Consider the following 19,058-nt stretch of genomic DNA (forward strand, 5'->3'; position numbering starts at 1 on the left):
AAATAATGTATAAGTAAATAACTAGTGATAAATGCCTTTATTCTACACGTTTTTCATTCCTTTGATAATTGACTACGGCTTTTTTAATGAAAAACTTCTTATATTTACTATAATTTATTAAAAAACAACCGCTTGAAAAGCTAAAGAACTTTTAAGCGGTTGAGTTTAAGGTTATTTATCTGCTTTTATATCAATGTTTTTTAGCATTAGCGTTATTCGTCGGCTAACGGCACCACAAGCATATCTACGGTAACGTTGTTCATTACTTGGCGAGTGGACGACATAAACTTACTCCAGAAATCCTGATGATGACCGGTAATTAATAAGTCAATTTTGTGTTTTGCCACGGCGTCTTCCAATACCTGACTGAAATCGCCCGTGCCGTTAAGACGTTCCGAAACCGGATAATTCACTTTAGCCGATAATTCGGCTAACGCTTTAGTGGTTTCTTCCAGTACGCTATCTTGTACTGAAGACATATTAATATCAATTAATCCCGTATAAAGATCGGAGAAATTAACGTCCACATGAATCAAAGAAAGTTTTGCGCCGCATTTTTCCGCTAAATCCGCGCCTTTACGAAGTAAAACAAGACTTTCTTCAGAGAGATCAACCGCAACTAAAATATGTTTATACATAAATAGACTCCTTCTTGTATGCCTAATCATTTTTTGTTTGAAGATACTAGCATATTCTTTTTAGAGAAAACTTGAGCTAGATCTCATTTTTGAAAAAACATTTCAATGTCTGAAATATTTTTTAATTCGGAGCATATAAGCATAAGATTGAAAATAACTTTTTAAGGTTAAATAAACCGATTACCGACTTTATTATCCTAATAAATAATGTTAAAATTTGCTTGAAATCAAACTTTTACCTATTTTAAAAGACGGTAGCCCTTATGAAAATTGTATCTGACGCTAAACATACAGGCCGAACGGCTTGCACTATTCATTGCCAGAATTGCAGTATTAGCCAACTTTGCTTACCTTTTACGTTGAGCGAACACGAATTAACTCAGCTTGACAATATTATCGAACGCAAAAAACCGGTTCAAAAATCTCAAATCATTTTCCAATCCGGCGATGAACTTCGTTCCATCTATGCGATTCGTTCAGGTACAATTAAAAGCTATACGATTAGTGAAAGCGGCGAAGAACAAATTACGGCGTTCCATTTACCCGGTGATCTGGTCGGATTTGATGCGATTATGAATATGAAACATGTCGGTTTCGCACAAGCGCTCGAAACGTCGATGATTTGCGAGATTCCATTTGATATTTTAGACGATCTCGCCGGCAAGATGCCTAAAATCCGTCATCAAATTATGCGTTTGATGAGTAATGAAATTAAAAGCGATCAAGAAATGATTTTATTACTTTCAAAAATGAGTGCGGAAGAAAAGTTAGCGGCGTTTTTACATAATTTATCTCAACGTTATGCGGCACGCGGTTTTTCCGCTCGTGAATTCCGTCTGACTATGACTCGCGGCGATATCGGCAACTATCTCGGCTTAACCATTGAAACTATCAGTCGTTTATTAGGACGTTTCCAGAAAAGCGGTATGATTACGGTACAAGGTAAATATATTACCATCAATCGTATGGACGAACTGACCGATATGGCGGGTGTAACACGTTCACAAATTCCGGTAATACAAACGGCGTAAGCCTTATAAAAACAAAAATACCACTATTTTCTAATAGTGGTATTTTTTTTGTTCGGAACATATTGCAAATAACTTAAGAAATTTAACCGCTTATTTATCTATTTGACTAATTTCAAATGTGTCGGTTTTTTCTTAGCTTTAGGCTTACTTTCTTCTCTGTCGGCTTGCTGATTAACCCTTTCGCTATATGCTTGTTCACTATAATAAGCCTCGTCTTGGAACATAATTCCGTCGCCGGTTTCTTGCGCATAAATGGCTTCCGTTGCACCAAAAGGAATATAAATATCACGCAACATCCCTTGGAAACGAGCATTAAAGCTGATTGACTCGTCATTAATTACATATTGTCCGATGGAACGCGGTGCGATATTCAAAATAATTTTGCCGTCCCGAACAAATTCGACCGGCACATCCACATCCGGATATTCCGCATTTACTAATAAATAAGGCGTATTATCGTTATCTAAAATCCAGTTGTAGTACGCGTGGTAAAGATAAGGGCGCAAAGGTTTCATTAGTCTTTATCATCCATTAAGTGTTTCGGAGCCGCACCACCGATAGACTGAACGAAGCTCTCACGTTGGAATACGCGAGTCATATAGGTTTTAATTGCCTTACTGCCCGCACCGCTAAATTCAATTCCTGAACTGTGCATTTTCCATAATAACGGCGCAACGTAACAATCGACCAAACTGAATTCTTCGCTCATAAAATACGGTGTTGCGGCAAAGACAGGACCTAATGCCAACATTTCGTCACGAAGCTCCATCAACGCTTTTTTCGCTTCTTTAGATTCAGGATCTTTGTTTGCAATATCAATTAATGAGTACCAATCTTGTTCGATACGGTGCATGGTTAAACGACATTTACCGCGTAATACCGGATAGACCGGCATTAACGGCGGATGAGGAAAACGCTCGTCTAAGTATTCCATAATGATACGTGAATTAAATAATACTAAATCGCGATCAACTAATGTCGGTACATTACCGTATGGGTTTACTTCCACCAAATCTTCAGAAATCGTATCAGGACTAATATTTTCAATTTCATAAGGAACGCCCTTCTCTGCCAATACGATACGTACTTGATGACTGTAAATATCGTTTTTATCTGAAAAAAGGGTCATTACTGAACGTTTATTCGCACTACTCGTCATATATCTTCTGTCTCCGATTCTGCTTGCAAACACATAAATTTTAAAAATGGTCGTATATCGTAACACATTTAGCAACCGAGTTGATAGTTTTAAATTGTGCTTTGTCGATAATTCTTTACATTATTTGGTCTGATTCGTCCGTATAAATTCACAAGCAAACGTTTGCCTATTATGTTATACTGAAAAAGTTTTCCCCTCTTGTTTCAAAAGGAATCAATATGTCTGAAAAACCTGAAATTACAATTGTTATGGGTTCAAAAAGCGACTGGGCGACCATGTCGGAAGCAACACAAATCTTAGATCAGTTTAATCTTGCTTATCACGTTGAAGTGGTTTCGGCACACCGTACGCCGGACAAACTTTTCTCATTTGCGGAAAGTGCGGAACAAAACGGTTATAAAGTGATTATCGCTGGGGCAGGCGGTGCGGCGCATTTGCCGGGTATGATTGCGGCAAAAACCATCGTTCCTGTATTAGGCGTTCCGGTAAAAAGTTCGATGCTAAGCGGTGTAGATAGCTTATACTCTATCGTTCAAATGCCTAAGGGTATTCCGGTCGGTACGCTTGCGATTGGCCCTGCGGGTGCGGCGAATGCAGGTTTACTCGCTGCTCAAATTTTAGCGGCGTTTAACCCTGAGTTAGCTCAAAAGCTACACGCATTCCGCAATGAACAAACGCAATCGGTATTAGATAATCCAGATCCACGTAACTAATAGATTTTCATGACAAAGAAACTTTTAATCCTACATACGGGCGGTACGATTTCAATGAGTGAAGGCGAAGACGGTAAAGTTTCGCCTTCCGAAAAAAATCCGCTGCTTGCCGCATTAGAACGTTTAAATCACCCGGCTCAACTCAGCCAAGAATCGGTGCTTAATGTGCCTTCGCCTCATATTACTTTACAGCATTGGTTATTATTAAAAACACGTATTGAAAAAGCGGTAAATGAAGAACAGTATAACGGTATCGTGATTACCCACGGTACGGATACGTTAGAAGAAACCGCTTATTTCCTTGACTTAGCGCTGAATGTAAATGTACCGGTTGCAATTACCGGCGCAATGCGTTCAAGTAACGAATTGGGTTCGGACGGTTTAATTAACTTACAAAGTGCGATTTTGGTTGCACTTTGTCCGGAAAGTCGAAATAAAGGCGTATTAGTGGTGATGAACGATGAAATTCATAACGCTAAATTTGTGACTAAAACGCATACGACCAACGTAGCGACATTCCAAACGCCGACTTTCGGCCCTTGCGGCTTAATTGCGAAAAACCGCGTACTGTATTTTCAACAATTAACCGAATACGAACGCTTCCCGATACAAACCGTTACCCGTACTAACGTACAGCTGGTTAAAGCCTATGCCGGTATGGACAGTTTCTTATTGGAACAATTAGCTCATCACGGCTGTGACGGAGTGGTAATTGAAGCATTAGGTGCAGGTAATTTACCACCGAGTTGTTTAGCCGGTTTAGACGCGCTATTACGTGCCGATATTCCCGTTGTATTAGTTTCTCGTGCGTTTAACGGCGTTACTCAGGATGTGTACGACTATTTAGGCGGTGGTAAGCAGCTTAAACAACAAAATGTGATTTTTACCACCGGTTTAAGCGGTCAGAAAGCACGTATCAAATTGTTAGTCTTGCTAAATCAAAACTTGAGTAAACCGCTCGCCGAATATTTTTAATCTCTGATAAACACAGAAAGTTTGAGGTTTCCGAGCCGTACAAGCGGTCAAATTTACCCCAAAAATTGCAAATCGAGCCTCAAACTTTCCGCAAACGGAATCATAAAAAATGCAAAAAAGTGCCATTTATCCCCCAATTTATGTGCTTGGTAACGGTCAGCTCGGCAGAATGTTACGCTATGCCGGCGCACCGCTTGATATTGAAGTAAAACCGCTTGCGTTTGATGCGCCGGTTTTTGAGCTTGAACAAAACAGTATCATTACCGCAGAAATCGAACGTTGGGCAGAAACGCCGCTCACACAATTACTCGGCAATCATAAAAACTTTGTCAATTTAAACGTATTCGGCACAACGGCGGATCGTTTTACCCAAAAATCCTTATTAGACAAGCTCCAACTTTCCACTTCACCATGGCAATTATTGGAATCTGCCGAACAATGGCAAAGCGTATTTAGCAATGTCGGCGAAAAAGTGGTGGTAAAACGTCGTACCGGCGGTTATGACGGCATAGGTCAATGGATTGTGACACAAGACAGCATTGACCAAATCACACCGGATCTGTTCGGTGAAGTGATTGCGGAAAAGTTTATTCCGTTTGACGGTGAGATCTCGATTGTCGGCGCCCGTTTCCGTGACGGTTCTACTCGCTTCTATCCGATTAGCCATAACTTGCAACAAAACGGCATCTTGCGTTACTCCGTTTGTGATGTGAATTTACCGAATCAGCAAACTTACCAAACTCAAGCAGAACAAATGCTTGGCACGATTATGCAAGATTTAGAATATGTCGGCGTAATGGCAATGGAATGTTTTGTGGTGGGCGATACGTTATTAATTAATGAACTCGCTCCGCGTGTGCATAACAGCGGACACTGGACGCAATTAGGTTGCTCAATCAGCCAGTTTGAATTGCATTTACGTGCATTGCTTGACTTACCGACACCGCAACTTAAACAAATTGCACCGAGCGTAATGGTCAATCTGATTGGTATTGAACACAATAATGCGTGGTTGGAAGTCCCGTTCTCACAACTACATTGGTATGGCAAAGAAGTTCGTGCAGGGCGTAAAGTCGGACATATCAATTTATGCCATCCGGAACAAGCTCAGTTGATCCAATTACTCGAACAGCTTCGTCCGTATTTAACCGATGATTTCCATTCAGGGTTAGATTGGGCGATTAATAAACTCAAATAAGTACAGGCGGTCTATTTTCTTGTGAAATTTGCAAAAAATTTTCAAAAATAGACCGCTTCTCTATTGCTAAAATAGCTAATGGATTGTATAAATATTTCTAATTTCAAACACAACTTTATAGAGGACACATTATGTCAATGTTCAACCACATTCAGGCTGCTCCGGCAGATCCGATTTTAGGTTTAGGCGAAGCGTTTAAAGCGGAACAACGTGCAGGGAAAATCAACCTTGGTATCGGTGTTTATATGAATGCGGAAGGTAAAACACCTATCGTGAAAGCGGTAAAAAAAGCGGAAGCGTTATTATTAGAACAAGAAACGAATAAAAACTACCTCACGATTGACGGTGTACAAGCATTTAATGCTTATACGCAAGAACTTTTATTCGGTAAAGGAGCGGAAATTATCGCTTCAGGTCGTGCAAAAACCGCACAAAGCTTAGGTGGTACGGGCGCATTACGTATTGCGGCGGAATTTATCAAACGCCAAACGTCAGCAAAAAATATCTGGATTTCCAACCCGACTTGGCCGAACCACAATGCGATTGCCGAAGCGGTCGGTTTAAATGTCAAAGGCTATCGTTATTACAACCCTGAAACACACGGTTTAGATTGGGATAACTTGCTTGCCGATTTAAGCCAAGCGGAAGCCGGTGATGTGGTGTTATTACACGGTTGCTGTCATAACCCGACCGGTATCGACCCTACACCGGAACAATGGGACGCATTAGCGAAACTTTCTGCGGAAAAAGGTTGGTTACCGTTATTTGACTTTGCTTACCAAGGTTTCGGTAACGGTTTAGACCAAGACGCATACGGCTTACGTGCGTTTGTGAAAAACCACAAAGAATTATTAATCGCAAGTTCATACTCAAAAAACTTCGGTTTATATAACGAGCGTGTCGGTGCATTTACCTTAGTGGCGGAAAATGCGGATGTGACAAATAAAGCATTCACCCAAATTAAATCAATTATTCGTGTGCTTTACTCTAACCCGGCAGCACACGGTGCAAATGCGGTTGCTCGTGTATTAGGCGATGAAGCGTTACGTGCGGAATGGGTCGCGGAATTAGATGAAATGCGTGATCGCATTAAAGGTATGCGTAGCCGTATGGTGCAATTATTAAAAGAGAAAGGAGCAAAACAAGATTTCGATTTTATTGCAAAACAAAACGGTATGTTCTCATTTAGCAGCTTAACACCGGAACAAGTGGATCGCCTACGTGAAGAGTTTGCAATTTATGCGGTACGTTCCGGTCGTATCAATGTTGCAGGTATCACCGACCAAAACATTGGTGCACTTTGCGAAGCGATTGTAAAAGTGCTTTAATTCAAAGCATAAGTACAAACAAATTAAAGGCACAATTTATATTGTGCCTTTTTCTATTTTACCGAACGTTCATAATCGCTTCAATATCAGCAATTTCTTTCGGGCAACCGCTTGTCAGATTTTTATTGCCATATTCAGTAATCAATAAATTATCCTCAATACGCACACCAATGCCTTTGTATTGCTCCGGCACATCCGCATCACTTGAAATATATAAACCCGGTTCAAGCGTTAGCACCATACCGATTTCAAGCGGACGATCTCGCTCCGTGCCATAATTACCCACATCGTGAACGTCTAAACCAAGCCAATGCCCCAAGCCGTGCATATAAAATTGACGATAGGCTTTCTCTGCGATTAATTGCTCTACTTCGCCCTTCAGAATGCCTAAGCGGACTAAACCTTCGGTTAGCACTTGTACCATTTTTTCATTGGCAATTTTGATCGAACTTTGTGGAACAAGCCATTTAGTTGCTTCTTTCATTGCGTCTAAGACTAACTGATAAATTTCTCGCTGAGGTTCGGAAAACTTACCGTTAATCGGGAAAGTACGGGTAATATCACCGGCATAGTGAGCAAACTCCGCTCCGGCATCAATCAGCAATAAATCGCCGTCTTTTAGCACCTGATCATTTTCATTGTAGTGCAAAATACAGGCATTTTTACCGCTTGCTACAATCGAATTATAAGCAGGGAATCTCGCCCCAAAGCGGGTAAATTCGTGCTGAATTTCGCCCTCAATTTCCAATTCATAACGATTTGGACGAGTTTGCTTCATCGCACGAATATGTGCCAAACCCGAAATATGGCACGCTTGCTGAATTAAAGCGATCTCCGCTGTCGATTTAATCAAACGCATTTCCGACAACATCGGCTGCCAGTCAATCACGTCAACAAACTGTTCCGCAACTACGCTATCGCCCCATTCCTGTAAACCTTTGGCATAGTAACAAGCGGTCAAATTTTGCGTTTTTTCTGCAAAAACACGAGAAATATCCTCAATATCAAACGCTAAATCTACGTTCAAATTTTCAGGGGCTTTTTCAATCCCCAAACGGCGACCATTCCACGTTTCCATTAGCGGATCTTTTTTACGCACAAACATCACACTCTCATTTTTGCCGTCTTTTTTAATCAACAACAATGCCGATTTCGGCTCGGCAAAACCGGTTAAATACCAGAAATAACTATCCGGACGGAACAAATAATCGCAATCGCTATTACGGCGTTTCTCGGTTTCGGTAAACACCACCAACGCAGAATTATCCTGCATTTGCTCAAACACACGACTTCTACGCTCAATAAATTCTTCTCTCGGCAATTCGGCTAGGTAGGCAAGATCCATACTATTCTCCTCTTCAAATGTCTGTTTATTCTAACACAAGCAAGCGGTCTGATTTCTCGAAAATTTCACAAAGCCACCACATAAAAAAGAAAAAGTCAGTTTAATTTAAGACAACATCATAAATTAAACTGACTTTTGGGATATTTTCCCCCTCTCTCTGCTTGTTTCGCTACACGCTTCAACAAGCTGTCTCTCTCCCGCAAGGGGCGAGAGTGTAATGTAGTACAACATTTCCTAGCACATCCGCCTAAACTTTAGCTCATATAACAAGCGGTTAAATTTTCTGAATTTTTTGCAATTTGCAAAGTTTTTAGAAAATTTAATCGCTTGTTAAACAACTCTCTCCCCCTTGCGGGAGAGAGACAGATTTGAGCAAAGTAACAGCTTTGCGAAAATCAGAGAGAGGGGACAGAGTTATATCAATATTAATCTTTATTCCTAAACGGATTTGAAGAGCTTTTAACTTTATTTTCGCCTAATAAAATTCTAAAGCTTTCTTTATATATATTTGCACCTTGAGATAAATATACTCTATGAATATTTTCCTTAACAGGAACCGCATACTCTACATAAGTCTGGTTATATTCAGTATCCAAAATAATTTTCGGATTATCCAACGGAGAGATATATACCATTCTACATTCTTGCTCTTCTTTAAAAGCAACGTGTTTAACTAAATATCTTAATGGTAAAATAATCTCACTTATTACTTCCAATAGTTCATTTCTATTTAGCTTGTTAGCTTTTTTAGATAATACTATGTCTATGCAAGATTTAATTTCTTTTAATAGATTCGTTACTTCTTTATTACTTTCAGATAGTTGTTTATTATATCTTTTTAAATCTTTTTGGTTTGTTGCTTTTTCTCTATAAAAAGTAATATCTTCTCGTCTTGCTAAACTGATATAAGCACTTTCAGGATCAATATAAATACAACGATACAGTGGAAGTTTATCAACTAATCGCTTCTCTTTTTCAATATCCTCTTGAAGATAATTTAGCTCTTTGAGTAATTTCGAACTATAATCTAATGCGATAAATTTTTCTAAGCTTTGCTCAAAGAACAGAGAGCCATCAAAAACGACACTTACGCCCGTTACTTCTTTGTTATTCTCTTTACCATATAATCTAAATTGATTAAGGCTATCATGGTTAAAAGTAAAACAACTAATAAATGTAATATAACTATCTTCTAGCTCATTAATGCCTAGATATTGAAATAAAATTTTTCCTTCTGTTGGATCATTAACGCCATTAATCGAACTTAATCTAAATCTAGAAAATATATCTTTCTTTCCGTCTTTACTAAATTCATTTGGTAATAATTTAAATAAAGTACTTGGTCTAGTATAATGTGCTATATGTACCTCACTAGGATTATTTATACGTAACAAACTCGAAATATCATCTATACAGCGATGTATATTAAACAAAGATATCCTAATTTCTTTCTTACCTATATTCAGTACCTTAAGGTACACCTGAGCTTTCGTATATAATTCAACACTATCACTTAATCTTATATTATTAAAAGCATCTCTTGCCTCATCTAGCTTATCTTGGCTCTCGAAAATAAGCCCAAGTAAAAATTGTACTTTCACATACAGTTTCGCACTATCTTCACGATTTACATTACGATAAGCAACTATCGCTTCATCTCCCCTCCCCTGCTTTCTTAAAGTAATGCCTAGATTCACCTGTGCTATAGCATACAATTCCGTACTATCTTCACGGCTTACATTGTTAAAAGCAGCTATTGCTTCATCAAATTTTCCTTGTTCACCGAGAGTAATACCAAGATTTATTTGTGCTCTTACATACACCTCTGCACTATCTTCACGATTTACATTGCGATAAGCAACTATCGCTTCATCAACTTTTCCTTGCTTTCCTAAAGCAATACCAAGATTCACTTGTGCTATAGCATACTGCTCAGCACTACCCTCACGAGTTACATTGCGATAAACAACTATCGCTTCATCAACCTTTCCTTTCTTTTCTAAAGTAATACCAACATTCAGCTGTGCTCTTACATACGCCTCTGCACTATCTTCACGATTTACATTGCGATAAGCAACTAGCGCTTGATCAACTTTTCCTTGCTTTCCTAAAGCAATACCAAGATTCACTTGTGCTATAGCATACTGCTCAGCACTATCCTCACGAGTTACATTGTAATATGCTTCAATTTCTTCATCAATTTTCCCTTGCTCACCGAGAATAATACCAATATTCAGCTGTGCTTTTGCATACTGTTCCGCACTATCTTCACGATTCACATTGCGATAAGCAACTAGCGCTTCATCAACTTTCCCTTGCTCACCAAGAGTAATACCAATATTCAGCTGTGCTCTTGCATACGACTCTACACTATCTTCACGATTTACATTGCGATAAGCAACTATCGCTTCATCAACTTTCCCTTGCTTACCGAGAATAATACCAATATTCAGCTGTGCTCTTGCATACTGCTTTACATCATCTTCTTGCGAAATTGTAGAAAGAATCGCTACAACCTTATCCAAATCACCTTTATCAAAGAAATGCTTAGCTTCTTCAAATTTCTGTTTAATATCATTCATAGTTATTCCTTAAGAAATCTCTAAATTTCTAGCAAATACGCCCTCAACTGCCCAATCTTATCCCTTACCTCAGCCGCTTTTTCGAACTCTAAATCTTTAGCGAAATCTCGCATTTGTTGCTCAAGTTGTTTGAGTTCTTTTTCCAGCTCTTTGCGGGATTTTGGTTTGTAGGTATTTGCAGATTTTTCTTCGACTTTGACCGCTTGTTTGCCTCGTTTCGGCTTGTCGGTTTGTCCGATGTCGAGCAATTCGCCTACTTTTTTGTTGAGGGCTTGCGGAGTAATACCGTGTTCTTCGTTGTATTTTTGTTGTTTTTCTCGGCGGCGTTCGGTTTCGGTAATCGCTTTTTGCATAGAGTTAGTAATGCGGTCGCCGTAAAGAATTGCTTTACCGTTCAGGTTTCGAGCTGCACGTCCGATGGTCTGAATTAATGAACGTTCGGAACGTAAAAAGCCTTCTTTATCCGCATCTAAAATCGCCACCAGCGACACTTCCGGCATATCCAAGCCCTCACGCAATAAGTTGATGCCGACCAATACGTCAAACATTCCCATACGCAAGTCGTGAATAATTTCTACCCGTTCAACCGTATCAATATCGCTATGCAGATAACGCACACGCACGCCGTGTTCATCGAGATAATCGGTTAAATCTTCCGCCATTTTTTTGGTTAGCGTAGTAATTAACACTCGTTCATCAACCGCCACTCGTTTATGGATTTCCGATAACACATCATCAACTTGCGTGGCCACAGGGCGAACTTCTATGATCGGGTCTAATAATCCCGTTGGGCGAACCACTTGATCCACCACATCACCGTTTGATTTTTCTAATTCATAATTGCCCGGTGTTGCCGAAACATAAATTGTCTGTGGGGCTAGGCGTTCAAATTCTTCAAAGCGTAACGGGCGGTTATCCAATGCAGACGGCAAGCGGAAACCGTATTGCACCAACGTTTCTTTTCTGGCTCGGTCGCCTCGATACATACCGCCGATTTGCGGCACGGTAACGTGGCTTTCGTCAATAATCAGCAAGCCGTCCGCCGGCATATAGTCGAATAATGTCGGAGGCGGTTCGCCCTCTTTTCTGCCCGACAGATAGCGTGAATAGTTTTCAATGCCCGAGCAATAGCCCAGCTCATTCATCATTTCAATATCGAATTGCGTGCGTTGAGTAATACGTTGTTCTTCCAACAATTTATTTTCTTTGATGAAATACTCGCGGCGTTCCACCAGCTCTTGTTTAATTTCTTCAATCGCATTCAAAATGCGTTCACGAGGGGTAACGTAGTGCGTTTTCGGATAAATAGTATAGCGAGGCACTTTGCCCAAGCTATGTCCGGTAAGCGGATCAAACAACGAAAGGCTTTCGATTTCATCGTCAAACAATTCAACACGTAATGCAATTTCGTCCGATTCGGCAGGGAAAATATCAATCACTTCGCCACGCACACGGAAAGTCGAACGCTGAAATGCTTGATCGTTGCGAGTATATTGCAATTCGGCAAGGCGAGCGAGAATCTCTCGTTGATCGATAATCGCCCCCACTTGTAAATGCAACATCATTTGCATATAAGCGTCCACGTCCCCCAAGCCGTAAATGGCTGAAACAGAAGCAACTACAATGGTATCTCGGCGTTCAAGGAATGATTTGGTTGCCGACAGTCGCATCTGTTCGATTTGTTCGTTAATCGACGCGTCTTTTTCGATAAAGGTATCGCTACTCGGCACATAGGCTTCCGGTTGGTAATAGTCATAGTAAGAGACAAAGTATTCCACCGCATTTTCTGGGAAGAAGGCTTTCATCTCGGCATACAGCTGAGCGGCAAGCGTTTTATTCGGCGCAAGCAACATTGCCGGACGATTGAGTTGAGCGATCACATTAGCAATGGTAAAGGTTTTACCCGAACCGGTTACCCCCAGTAACGTTTGATGCGCCAATCCGTCATTTAGCCCTTCGGTCAATTTGGCAATCGCTGACGGCTGATCGCCAGAGGGTTTAAACGGGCTATGTAAAATAAAAGGTTTGCCTTGCTTGCTCATATCACATCCTATCCAAGAAATTTCGGATAGGATTTTAGCACAAGCAAGCGGTCAATTTTCTAAAAAAATTTACAAATTAAAATGTGAATCAGATCACAAAATTAATACTCTTGTTTTGATAATGATTATTAATAAGAATATGATTACCACACTATTCTTAGATAGAGGAAATTTTTATGCGTTTAACAAAATTAGCCGTGCTACTTTCCGGTGTATTACTGACGACTCAATCTTTTGCATTAGACTTAAGCAAAGAAACCGAAACTTATAAACAATTTGTGGTTGAGCAAATCGACCGCTTAGTTACCGACACCGAGAAATTTGTTGCTTATTTAGATAAAGGCGATGTGCAAAAAGCGAAACAAATTTACCCGCTTGCACGAATGTATTTTGAACGTTCCGAACCGATTGCCGAGAGTTTTGGCGATTTGGATCCTCGTATTGACGCACGCCTTGCCGATTTAACCGAAGAAGGCAAAACGGAAAAAGATTGGTCCGGCTTCCATAAAATCGAAAAAGTTTTATGGGAGAAAAATACCACTAAAGGTACAAAAGCGACTGCGGAACAACTGCTAAAAGACGTTAAAGAATTACGCGCTAAAATTCCGACGGCGGAAGTTACTCCCGAATTAATGATCACCGGTGCGGTGGATTTATTAAATGAGGTGTCCACCACTAAAGTAACCGGTGAAGAGGAAATTTTCTCTAAAACCGACCTTTACGATTTCAAAGCGAATATTGAGGGGGCGGAAAAAATCTATGAAATCTTTAAACCGCAATTAGACAAAACCGATGCGAAACTTTCGGCGGAAATCGCCGCTCGCTTTGCTACGGTCAATAGCTTACTGGCAAAACACAATAAAGCGAAAAACGGTTACGATTACGTAGCATATAACAAACTGTCAAAAAACGATGTTAAAGCATTAGCCGAGGCAGTAAACCAACTGGGCGAGCCGTTGGCGCAATTAGGCGTTCTCTTAGAGAAATAAGGTAGGAATAAATGATGGCAGAAATCCGTTCTCGCCGTGATTTTCTAAAAAATACCGCATTGGTAGGAGCTGGCTTATTGTCGGCTCCTGCTTTTGCTTTAGAATCACGACAACTCACTGCGCAAGCACATAACCAATATCCTTTTTATGGTAAACACCAAGCCGGCATTGTTACCCCTGCACAAAAACATATCTATTTTCTCGTCTTGGATTTAGATACCGCCGATATTGCAAAAGTGAAAGAGATTTTCCAAACTTGGACGCGTTATAGTAATAATCTGACACAAGGTAAAAATGTAAAACCCTATAGCAACAACGCTTATGTTCCGCCTGCGGATACCGGTGAAGCGGATAGTTTGGACCCGCAAGACCTCACTATCACTTTCGGTGTAAGTGCTTCGTTCTTTAAAAAACTGGGTATTGAAAAGCATAAGCCGACCGAATTACAAGATTTACCGCACTTTCCTCGTGATCAATTGCAAGCCGAATTTAGCGGCGGCGATATTTGTATTCAAGCCTGTGCCGATGACCCTCAAGTCGCCTTCCATGCAGTGCGTAATTTGGTACGTGCGGCTCGCGGTGAAGTCAAAATGAAATGGTCGCAAATGGGCTTTAATTCATTTTTAAATAATGAAACGCCGCGTAACTTATTTGCATTTAAAGACGGTACGGCAAATGCCGAGAGTTTAAAAGCTCAGGACAATGTGGTCTGGGTACAAGACGGTTGGCTGAAAGGCGGTTCCTATTTAGCCGTTCGCCGTGTCAAAATGTTCTTAGAAACCTGGGATCGTACGCATTTAAGATCGCAGGAAGAAACCTTCGGTCGTTATCGCGATTCCGGTGCGGCACTCGGCTATAAACATGAATTTGAAAAATTCGATCTGGCGAAAAAAGATGACAAAGGTAATCCGGTGATGCCGGAAATTTCACATACGCACCTTGCCCATAAAACCGGAGTAAAAATGCTCAGACGTTCGTTCTCCTACGCCAGCGGTATTGACGATAAAGGGCAATTTGACTCGGGCTTACTGTTTATTTCGTTCCAACAAAGCCCCGAGCAATTTATCAAAGTGCAAAACGCTTTAGGAAATATCGACAAAATGAACGAATATATTACCCATATCGGCAGCGGCTTATTTGCCTGCTTTGCCGGTGTAAAAGACGAAAATGATTATCTTGGCAAAGCCTTATTCGATTTACTCTAAGGAATAGCAAATGACATTAAAAAAATTAATCATCATTCCTCTGCTCTTTGCTAGTTCAATCACATTAGCGAAAGTAGATGTTAGCCCGTTATTCGTACAGCTCTCTGAAGCAATGGCAGAACTTAAAAAAGGTGAAGTTGCAAAATCTCAGCAAAATTTGACCGCTCTACAGCAAGCCTTTAATCAGTTTGAGGGACATCATTCGGAAGCGGGCAAAAATGTAGCGGACGCTTTAAACCAAGCGATTAAAACTACGGATCTAGCCAACGTAGAAAATGTCGCTAAGCATCTATATCGTTTTGAAAAAGCACAAAACCCGGTGGACTATGCGGCTAAACAGCAAACTTTCGTTAAACAAATGACACCGCTTTATCAAAATTTGCAACTTGCAGTACAGACCAAAGAGATTAAGCAAATCAGAACGGCGGCACGTCATTTCGGTAAGAATTGGGCAAAATATGAAAAACCGATACGTGAGATGAGTTTAACCCACTATGGTAAATTTGAACGTTCACTGGGCTTAATGCGTATTGCAATTACGGCAGAAAAACCAGATATGACTAAAATTGAACAAAGAGTGGCGGCTCTCGGCGAGGTCATGGCTGAATTTAGCCAATTTAAAGTGAAATAATTCAGATAAAGCAAAGGGCGTTTAACACGCCCTTTTCCTTAAAATAAATCCCAAATCGGTTTGCAATCCGCCGGCAGTATTAGCCCTCTGCCAAGCTCAATCCAACCGGTCGGGTAATGGAAATCCGAACCGACCGAAGCATATAAATCAAACTCTTTTGCCCAACGAGCGATCAGTTGGCGTTGATCCGGTGTTTGCCCACAGCCGGCAACTTCAATGCCGTCGCCACCGGCTAATTTAAAGTCAGCGGTTAAGCGGCGAATCCAACGTCCGGTTAATTTATAACGCAACGGATGTGCAATGCAAATCACGCCGCCCGCTTGGTGTGTGACTTCAATCGCTTCTTCTAAACTGCACCACATTGGCTTAACGTAAGCCGGCTTACCGCCACAGAGATACTTTTTAAAGGCGTGTTCGATATTTCGGACATGACCGTTTTCGTGTAAAAAACGCCCGTAATGCGCACGAGTCACCTCTCCGCTTGCTAACGCTTTTGCCCCTTCATAAGCATTCGGAATACCGGCTTTTGCAAGTTTTTCGCCGATTTCGACCGCTCTTTGCTCACGCAGTAACGCTTGCTTATCTAACAATGCCACTAATGCAGGATGCGTTTCATCCACATTTAAAGCGGCAAGATGAATACTTTTGCCTTCCCAAACGATAGAAATTTCCACGCCGGCAATAAAGCGAATCGGTTGCCCTTGTGCTGCGTGTTTTGCTTCTTGAATCCCCGCTACGGTATCGTGATCGGTTAAGGCAAGCATTTCTATTTGTTGCTCTAACGCACGCTGAACCAACTCGGTCGGGCTAAGCATACCGTCCGATGCGGTACTGTGTGAATGTAAATCATATTTCATGCGTTAAAGTAATCCTGCTTGAATAAAAAATTGTCGGTACGCCTCAATTTTCTTAGCTAAACTCAATGGATAAGCCCGAGAGGTAGAAGGCAAACGGTAAAGGAAAAGTTCACGCTCGGCACAGTACGGATAGTGAATCCATTCGTTTGTTTTCGGCGCTTTAATTTTCTCATTTAATAAACCGAGTAACGTATCTGTTGCCAAACCGCCGGTAGTAAAAATCCATTTTACATGGGGTAACGTTTTTAATAATTGCGACATATCCACCGGTTCAACGATTTTTAAATCCTTATCCGAAGCGTTACCCTTTAAACGAATTGCCGTTTGTGCCGATGAACACAACGCAATGCCCTTTTCTCGTAAAAACGCTTCGATTTTTATCGGATCAAAACGTTTTTCATCGCCGACACGGAAATGGTCGGTATCATCATAGAAAACCGCGCCCATAATACGCCACATATCATTTTGGAAATTCGGGTAATGAAATTCCATACAGCGTTTTTCGCCTGTCGGCGGAAAAGTCCCCATCATCGCTACGGTTGCGGAGGTTGGTAGCACCGGTTCAAACGGATGATGTTCTAAAGGTTGTTGCATAGCCGTTTTCTCTCACTTATTTAATTAATGTCTTTAGCATTTCCAACTTCGCCGCTTTATTCACCCTCTGTTCCGCTACTTGGTTTAAGGCTGAAACCAACTGTTCATTTTGTTCATTAGCGGTGTGTTTAACTACCTGAAATTCCGCAATTTGTGCAGCGTAAGCGGTCAAATTTTCCAATAATTTTACCTTTTCCGGATTATCGTGATGAATTTGGAATAAGCTATCAATCGCTTCGGCAAATTGTGCCGATTTGGCATCTATCTGCTGATGACAATATTTCTGCCATTTAATCTGTTCCGCTCGGCTCAATGTTTCGGGATAATGTCTGGCTCGATAATGAAATAACAAAGCTTCTACTCGTTCATCGGCGAATTGTAAGCCGTGATGCGCCAATTCTTGCGGCGGTAACGTACGCAAAATCGACATATTATTTTTATCTGCCGGTGAGAAAAAGCCGTCATACAGAGTCGTTTCCACATTCGCAGAAGGTTCAAAGCTCCGTTCTTCCATAAAAATTTCGGTCACTTTCTCACGCACTAAACTTTTATTCGCCTTCAGTAATTTGAGATTTTCCAAACAACGCTCACGATCAATGCCTAAGCGAGCCGCATTTTCAGGCAACAACACTTTTGCCGGGGCAATAATCGGACAACGATTAATATGTACCCCTTTTAATGGAACGGGTGCAACACCTTCAGCCAGCTCTTCTTTTTTAGTGTATAGACGAGTACGTAATTCTTCCGCTGAATCCGTTAATAAGGCACTAACATCGCCGGATAGATCGCAACATAACACTTGATTTTGATTAGTTGGGTGCCACGCAATCGGTGCAATCCAAGCGGTATTAGCACGCGCATTACCGAACATACCGGAAACGTGTACCAACGGGGTCATTTCACCGGTATCAATCATTTTCTCAATTTCCTTCTTACCACGATTCTCAAAGAAAAATTGGAAAAGTTTCGGCTGTTTTTGCTTAATCAATTTCGCCATCGCAATCGTGGCGTAAACGTCCGCCATTGCATCGTGCGCATTTTCATGAGCAATGCCGTTCGCTTTAGTGAGATTCTCTAATTTGAAATTCGGCACACCGTTTTCATCTATTACCCATTCAATGCCGTCCGGACGCAGTGCATAACAAGCTCGAACAAGATCTAACAGATCCCAACGAGAATTACCATTTTTCCAGCTATATTCATACGGGTCAAAGAAATTGCGGAAAAAGGTATAACGGGTCATTTCATCGTCATAACGAATATTGTTATAGCCTAAAATGCAAGTGTTCGGCTGGCTGAATTCAGCGTGGATTCGTGCAGCAAATTCCGGTTCCGGCACGCCTTCAGCGTTACACTGTTGCGGAGTAATACCCGTCACCATCACCGCTTCAGGCGAAGGTAAATAATCCGGTGTTTGCTTACAATAAAACATCACCGGCTCACCGATGATATTAAAATCACTATCGGTACGAATACCGGCAAACTGTGCCGGACGATCTAACGCCGGACCCACACCGAAACTTTCGTAATCATAAAAGAAAAAAGTAAGATTTTTATTCATTGATCGCTTCAATTAGGAAAAATTAGTCACATTGTAGCATAGCTAAGCGGTTAAATTTGCAGGAAATTTTACAAATTAAAAGAATTGCGGGCATAAAAAAACCCGGCACCAAGAAAGCGATGCCGGGGGAGGTCTTACCTAAGGAAATGAAAAAAACTTACATAAATTCTGTCAGTTAGCGTTATTTAAGACTGAGCCGTTTTAAAAAAG

General features: G+C 40.9%; 17 protein-coding genes. 8 read left to right on the forward strand and 9 right to left on the reverse strand.

What is annotated here, in order from left to right:
* Window positions 1-212: 212 nt before the first annotated feature.
* Window positions 213-638 (reverse strand): universal stress protein, encoded by a 426-nt coding sequence (locus DRF63_RS03510; protein ID WP_005596950.1) that lies wholly within the window; start codon window positions 636-638, stop codon window positions 213-215.
* A gap of 263 nt (window positions 639-901) precedes the next feature.
* Between DRF63_RS03510 and DRF63_RS03515 the strand changes: the two genes are divergently transcribed.
* Window positions 902-1,669, forward strand: coding sequence for an FNR family transcription factor (locus DRF63_RS03515; RefSeq protein ID WP_005619781.1), 768 nt, complete (start codon window positions 902-904; stop codon window positions 1,667-1,669).
* Between the two features lie 98 nt (window positions 1,670-1,767).
* Here DRF63_RS03515 and DRF63_RS03520 read toward each other — a convergent pair whose 3' ends face one another.
* Both DRF63_RS03520 and sspA read right to left on the reverse strand, forming a co-directional pair.
* Window positions 1,768-2,184 carry a ClpXP protease specificity-enhancing factor gene (locus tag DRF63_RS03520; RefSeq protein WP_005596955.1) on the reverse strand — a complete coding sequence of 139 codons (417 nt, stop codon included), beginning with the start codon at window positions 2,182-2,184 and terminating at the stop codon, window positions 1,768-1,770.
* Complete coding sequence (sspA, locus tag DRF63_RS03525; RefSeq protein WP_005619778.1) at window positions 2,184-2,828, reverse strand: stringent starvation protein SspA; 645 nt, start codon at window positions 2,826-2,828, stop codon at window positions 2,184-2,186. The genes DRF63_RS03520 and sspA overlap by 1 nt, the downstream gene beginning before the upstream one ends.
* Window positions 2,829-3,046: 218 nt before the next feature.
* Here sspA and purE point away from each other — a divergent pair, with 218 nt between their 5' ends.
* The 4 genes from purE (at window position 3,047) to DRF63_RS03545 (ending at window position 7,042) form a co-directional block, all read left to right on the forward strand.
* Complete coding sequence (gene purE / locus DRF63_RS03530) at window positions 3,047-3,541, forward strand: 5-(carboxyamino)imidazole ribonucleotide mutase (protein WP_005596959.1); 495 nt, start codon at window positions 3,047-3,049, stop codon at window positions 3,539-3,541.
* A 9-nt stretch (window positions 3,542-3,550) separates the two neighbouring features.
* Window positions 3,551-4,516, forward strand: a complete 966-nt coding sequence (locus tag DRF63_RS03535) for an asparaginase (protein WP_005596961.1) — start codon at window positions 3,551-3,553, stop codon at window positions 4,514-4,516.
* A 109-nt stretch (window positions 4,517-4,625) separates the two neighbouring features.
* Window positions 4,626-5,714, forward strand: coding sequence for a 5-(carboxyamino)imidazole ribonucleotide synthase (gene purK / locus DRF63_RS03540; RefSeq protein ID WP_005596963.1), 1,089 nt, complete (start codon window positions 4,626-4,628; stop codon window positions 5,712-5,714).
* Between the two features lie 131 nt (window positions 5,715-5,845).
* Window positions 5,846-7,042, forward strand: a complete 1,197-nt coding sequence (locus DRF63_RS03545) for an amino acid aminotransferase (protein ID WP_005596965.1) — start codon at window positions 5,846-5,848, stop codon at window positions 7,040-7,042.
* 58 nt (window positions 7,043-7,100) lie between these two features.
* Here DRF63_RS03545 and pepP read toward each other — a convergent pair whose 3' ends face one another.
* The 3 genes from pepP to uvrB all read right to left on the reverse strand — a co-directional run bounded on the left by pepP (window position 7,101) and on the right by uvrB (window position 13,011).
* Window positions 7,101-8,387 (reverse strand): Xaa-Pro aminopeptidase, encoded by a 1,287-nt coding sequence (gene pepP, locus DRF63_RS03550; protein ID WP_005596967.1) that lies wholly within the window; start codon window positions 8,385-8,387, stop codon window positions 7,101-7,103.
* A 425-nt stretch (window positions 8,388-8,812) separates the two neighbouring features.
* On the reverse strand, window positions 8,813-10,969 hold the full coding sequence (locus DRF63_RS03555) for a tetratricopeptide repeat protein (protein ID WP_005596968.1): 2,157 nt from the start codon (window positions 10,967-10,969) through the stop codon (window positions 8,813-8,815).
* Between the two features lie 20 nt (window positions 10,970-10,989).
* Window positions 10,990-13,011, reverse strand: coding sequence for an excinuclease ABC subunit UvrB (uvrB, locus tag DRF63_RS03560; RefSeq protein ID WP_005596970.1), 2,022 nt, complete (start codon window positions 13,009-13,011; stop codon window positions 10,990-10,992).
* 176 nt (window positions 13,012-13,187) lie between these two features.
* On the opposite strand from uvrB, the gene efeO reads away from it, so the two are divergent.
* The 3 genes from efeO to DRF63_RS03580 are packed head-to-tail and all read left to right on the forward strand — an operon-like array spanning window position 13,188 to window position 15,836.
* Window positions 13,188-14,000, forward strand: coding sequence for an iron uptake system protein EfeO (efeO, locus tag DRF63_RS03570; protein ID WP_005596972.1), 813 nt, complete (start codon window positions 13,188-13,190; stop codon window positions 13,998-14,000).
* Between the two features lie 11 nt (window positions 14,001-14,011).
* The gene (gene efeB / locus DRF63_RS03575; RefSeq protein WP_005596974.1) at window positions 14,012-15,205 is read left to right on the forward strand and encodes an iron uptake transporter deferrochelatase/peroxidase subunit; all 1,194 of its coding nucleotides are present in this window, start codon (window positions 14,012-14,014) and stop codon (window positions 15,203-15,205) included.
* A 10-nt stretch (window positions 15,206-15,215) separates the two neighbouring features.
* Window positions 15,216-15,836: a hypothetical protein gene (locus tag DRF63_RS03580; protein WP_005596976.1), complete on the forward strand. Its 621-nt coding sequence runs from the start codon at window positions 15,216-15,218 to the stop codon at window positions 15,834-15,836.
* 38 nt (window positions 15,837-15,874) lie between these two features.
* Here DRF63_RS03580 and DRF63_RS03585 read toward each other — a convergent pair whose 3' ends face one another.
* The 3 genes from DRF63_RS03585 to sbcB are packed head-to-tail and all read right to left on the reverse strand — an operon-like array spanning window position 15,875 to window position 18,848.
* Window positions 15,875-16,693 (reverse strand): PHP domain-containing protein, encoded by an 819-nt coding sequence (locus tag DRF63_RS03585; protein WP_005596978.1) that lies wholly within the window; start codon window positions 16,691-16,693, stop codon window positions 15,875-15,877.
* A 3-nt stretch (window positions 16,694-16,696) separates the two neighbouring features.
* Complete coding sequence (locus DRF63_RS03590; RefSeq protein WP_005596980.1) at window positions 16,697-17,287, reverse strand: hypothetical protein; 591 nt, start codon at window positions 17,285-17,287, stop codon at window positions 16,697-16,699.
* A gap of 16 nt (window positions 17,288-17,303) precedes the next feature.
* A complete protein-coding gene (gene sbcB / locus DRF63_RS03595; RefSeq protein WP_005596982.1) occupies window positions 17,304-18,848 on the reverse strand; it encodes an exodeoxyribonuclease I in 1,545 nt (514 codons plus the stop codon).
* Window positions 18,849-19,058 lie beyond the last annotated feature (210 nt).

It is taken from the genome of Actinobacillus pleuropneumoniae (assembly GCF_003290385.1).
Classification (GTDB): Bacteria; Pseudomonadota; Gammaproteobacteria; order Enterobacterales; family Pasteurellaceae; genus Actinobacillus; species Actinobacillus lignieresii.

Excerpts from the sequence above, each read along its gene's own strand:
- uvrB (WP_005596970.1), bottom strand. The coding sequence starts at position 13,011 with ATGAGCAAGCAAGGCAAACCTTTTATTTTACATAGCCCGTTTAAACCC.
- sspA (WP_005619778.1), bottom strand. The coding sequence starts at position 2,828 with ATGACGAGTAGTGCGAATAAACGTTCAGTAATGACCCTTTTTTCAGAT.
- DRF63_RS03545 (WP_005596965.1), top strand. The coding sequence starts at position 5,846 with ATGTCAATGTTCAACCACATTCAGGCTGCTCCGGCAGATCCGATTTTA.
- DRF63_RS03590 (WP_005596980.1), bottom strand. The coding sequence starts at position 17,287 with ATGCAACAACCTTTAGAACATCATCCGTTTGAACCGGTGCTACCAACC.
- pepP (WP_005596967.1), bottom strand. The coding sequence starts at position 8,387 with ATGGATCTTGCCTACCTAGCCGAATTGCCGAGAGAAGAATTTATTGAG.
- purE (WP_005596959.1), top strand. The coding sequence starts at position 3,047 with ATGTCTGAAAAACCTGAAATTACAATTGTTATGGGTTCAAAAAGCGAC.
- DRF63_RS03555 (WP_005596968.1), bottom strand. The coding sequence starts at position 10,969 with ATGAATGATATTAAACAGAAATTTGAAGAAGCTAAGCATTTCTTTGAT.
- DRF63_RS03535 (WP_005596961.1), top strand. The coding sequence starts at position 3,551 with ATGACAAAGAAACTTTTAATCCTACATACGGGCGGTACGATTTCAATG.
- DRF63_RS03520 (WP_005596955.1), bottom strand. The coding sequence starts at position 2,184 with ATGAAACCTTTGCGCCCTTATCTTTACCACGCGTACTACAACTGGATT.
- DRF63_RS03580 (WP_005596976.1), top strand. The coding sequence starts at position 15,216 with ATGACATTAAAAAAATTAATCATCATTCCTCTGCTCTTTGCTAGTTCA.
- efeO (WP_005596972.1), top strand. The coding sequence starts at position 13,188 with ATGCGTTTAACAAAATTAGCCGTGCTACTTTCCGGTGTATTACTGACG.
- efeB (WP_005596974.1), top strand. The coding sequence starts at position 14,012 with ATGATGGCAGAAATCCGTTCTCGCCGTGATTTTCTAAAAAATACCGCA.
- DRF63_RS03585 (WP_005596978.1), bottom strand. The coding sequence starts at position 16,693 with ATGAAATATGATTTACATTCACACAGTACCGCATCGGACGGTATGCTT.
- sbcB (WP_005596982.1), bottom strand. The coding sequence starts at position 18,848 with ATGAATAAAAATCTTACTTTTTTCTTTTATGATTACGAAAGTTTCGGT.
- DRF63_RS03515 (WP_005619781.1), top strand. The coding sequence starts at position 902 with ATGAAAATTGTATCTGACGCTAAACATACAGGCCGAACGGCTTGCACT.
- DRF63_RS03510 (WP_005596950.1), bottom strand. The coding sequence starts at position 638 with ATGTATAAACATATTTTAGTTGCGGTTGATCTCTCTGAAGAAAGTCTT.
- purK (WP_005596963.1), top strand. The coding sequence starts at position 4,626 with ATGCAAAAAAGTGCCATTTATCCCCCAATTTATGTGCTTGGTAACGGT.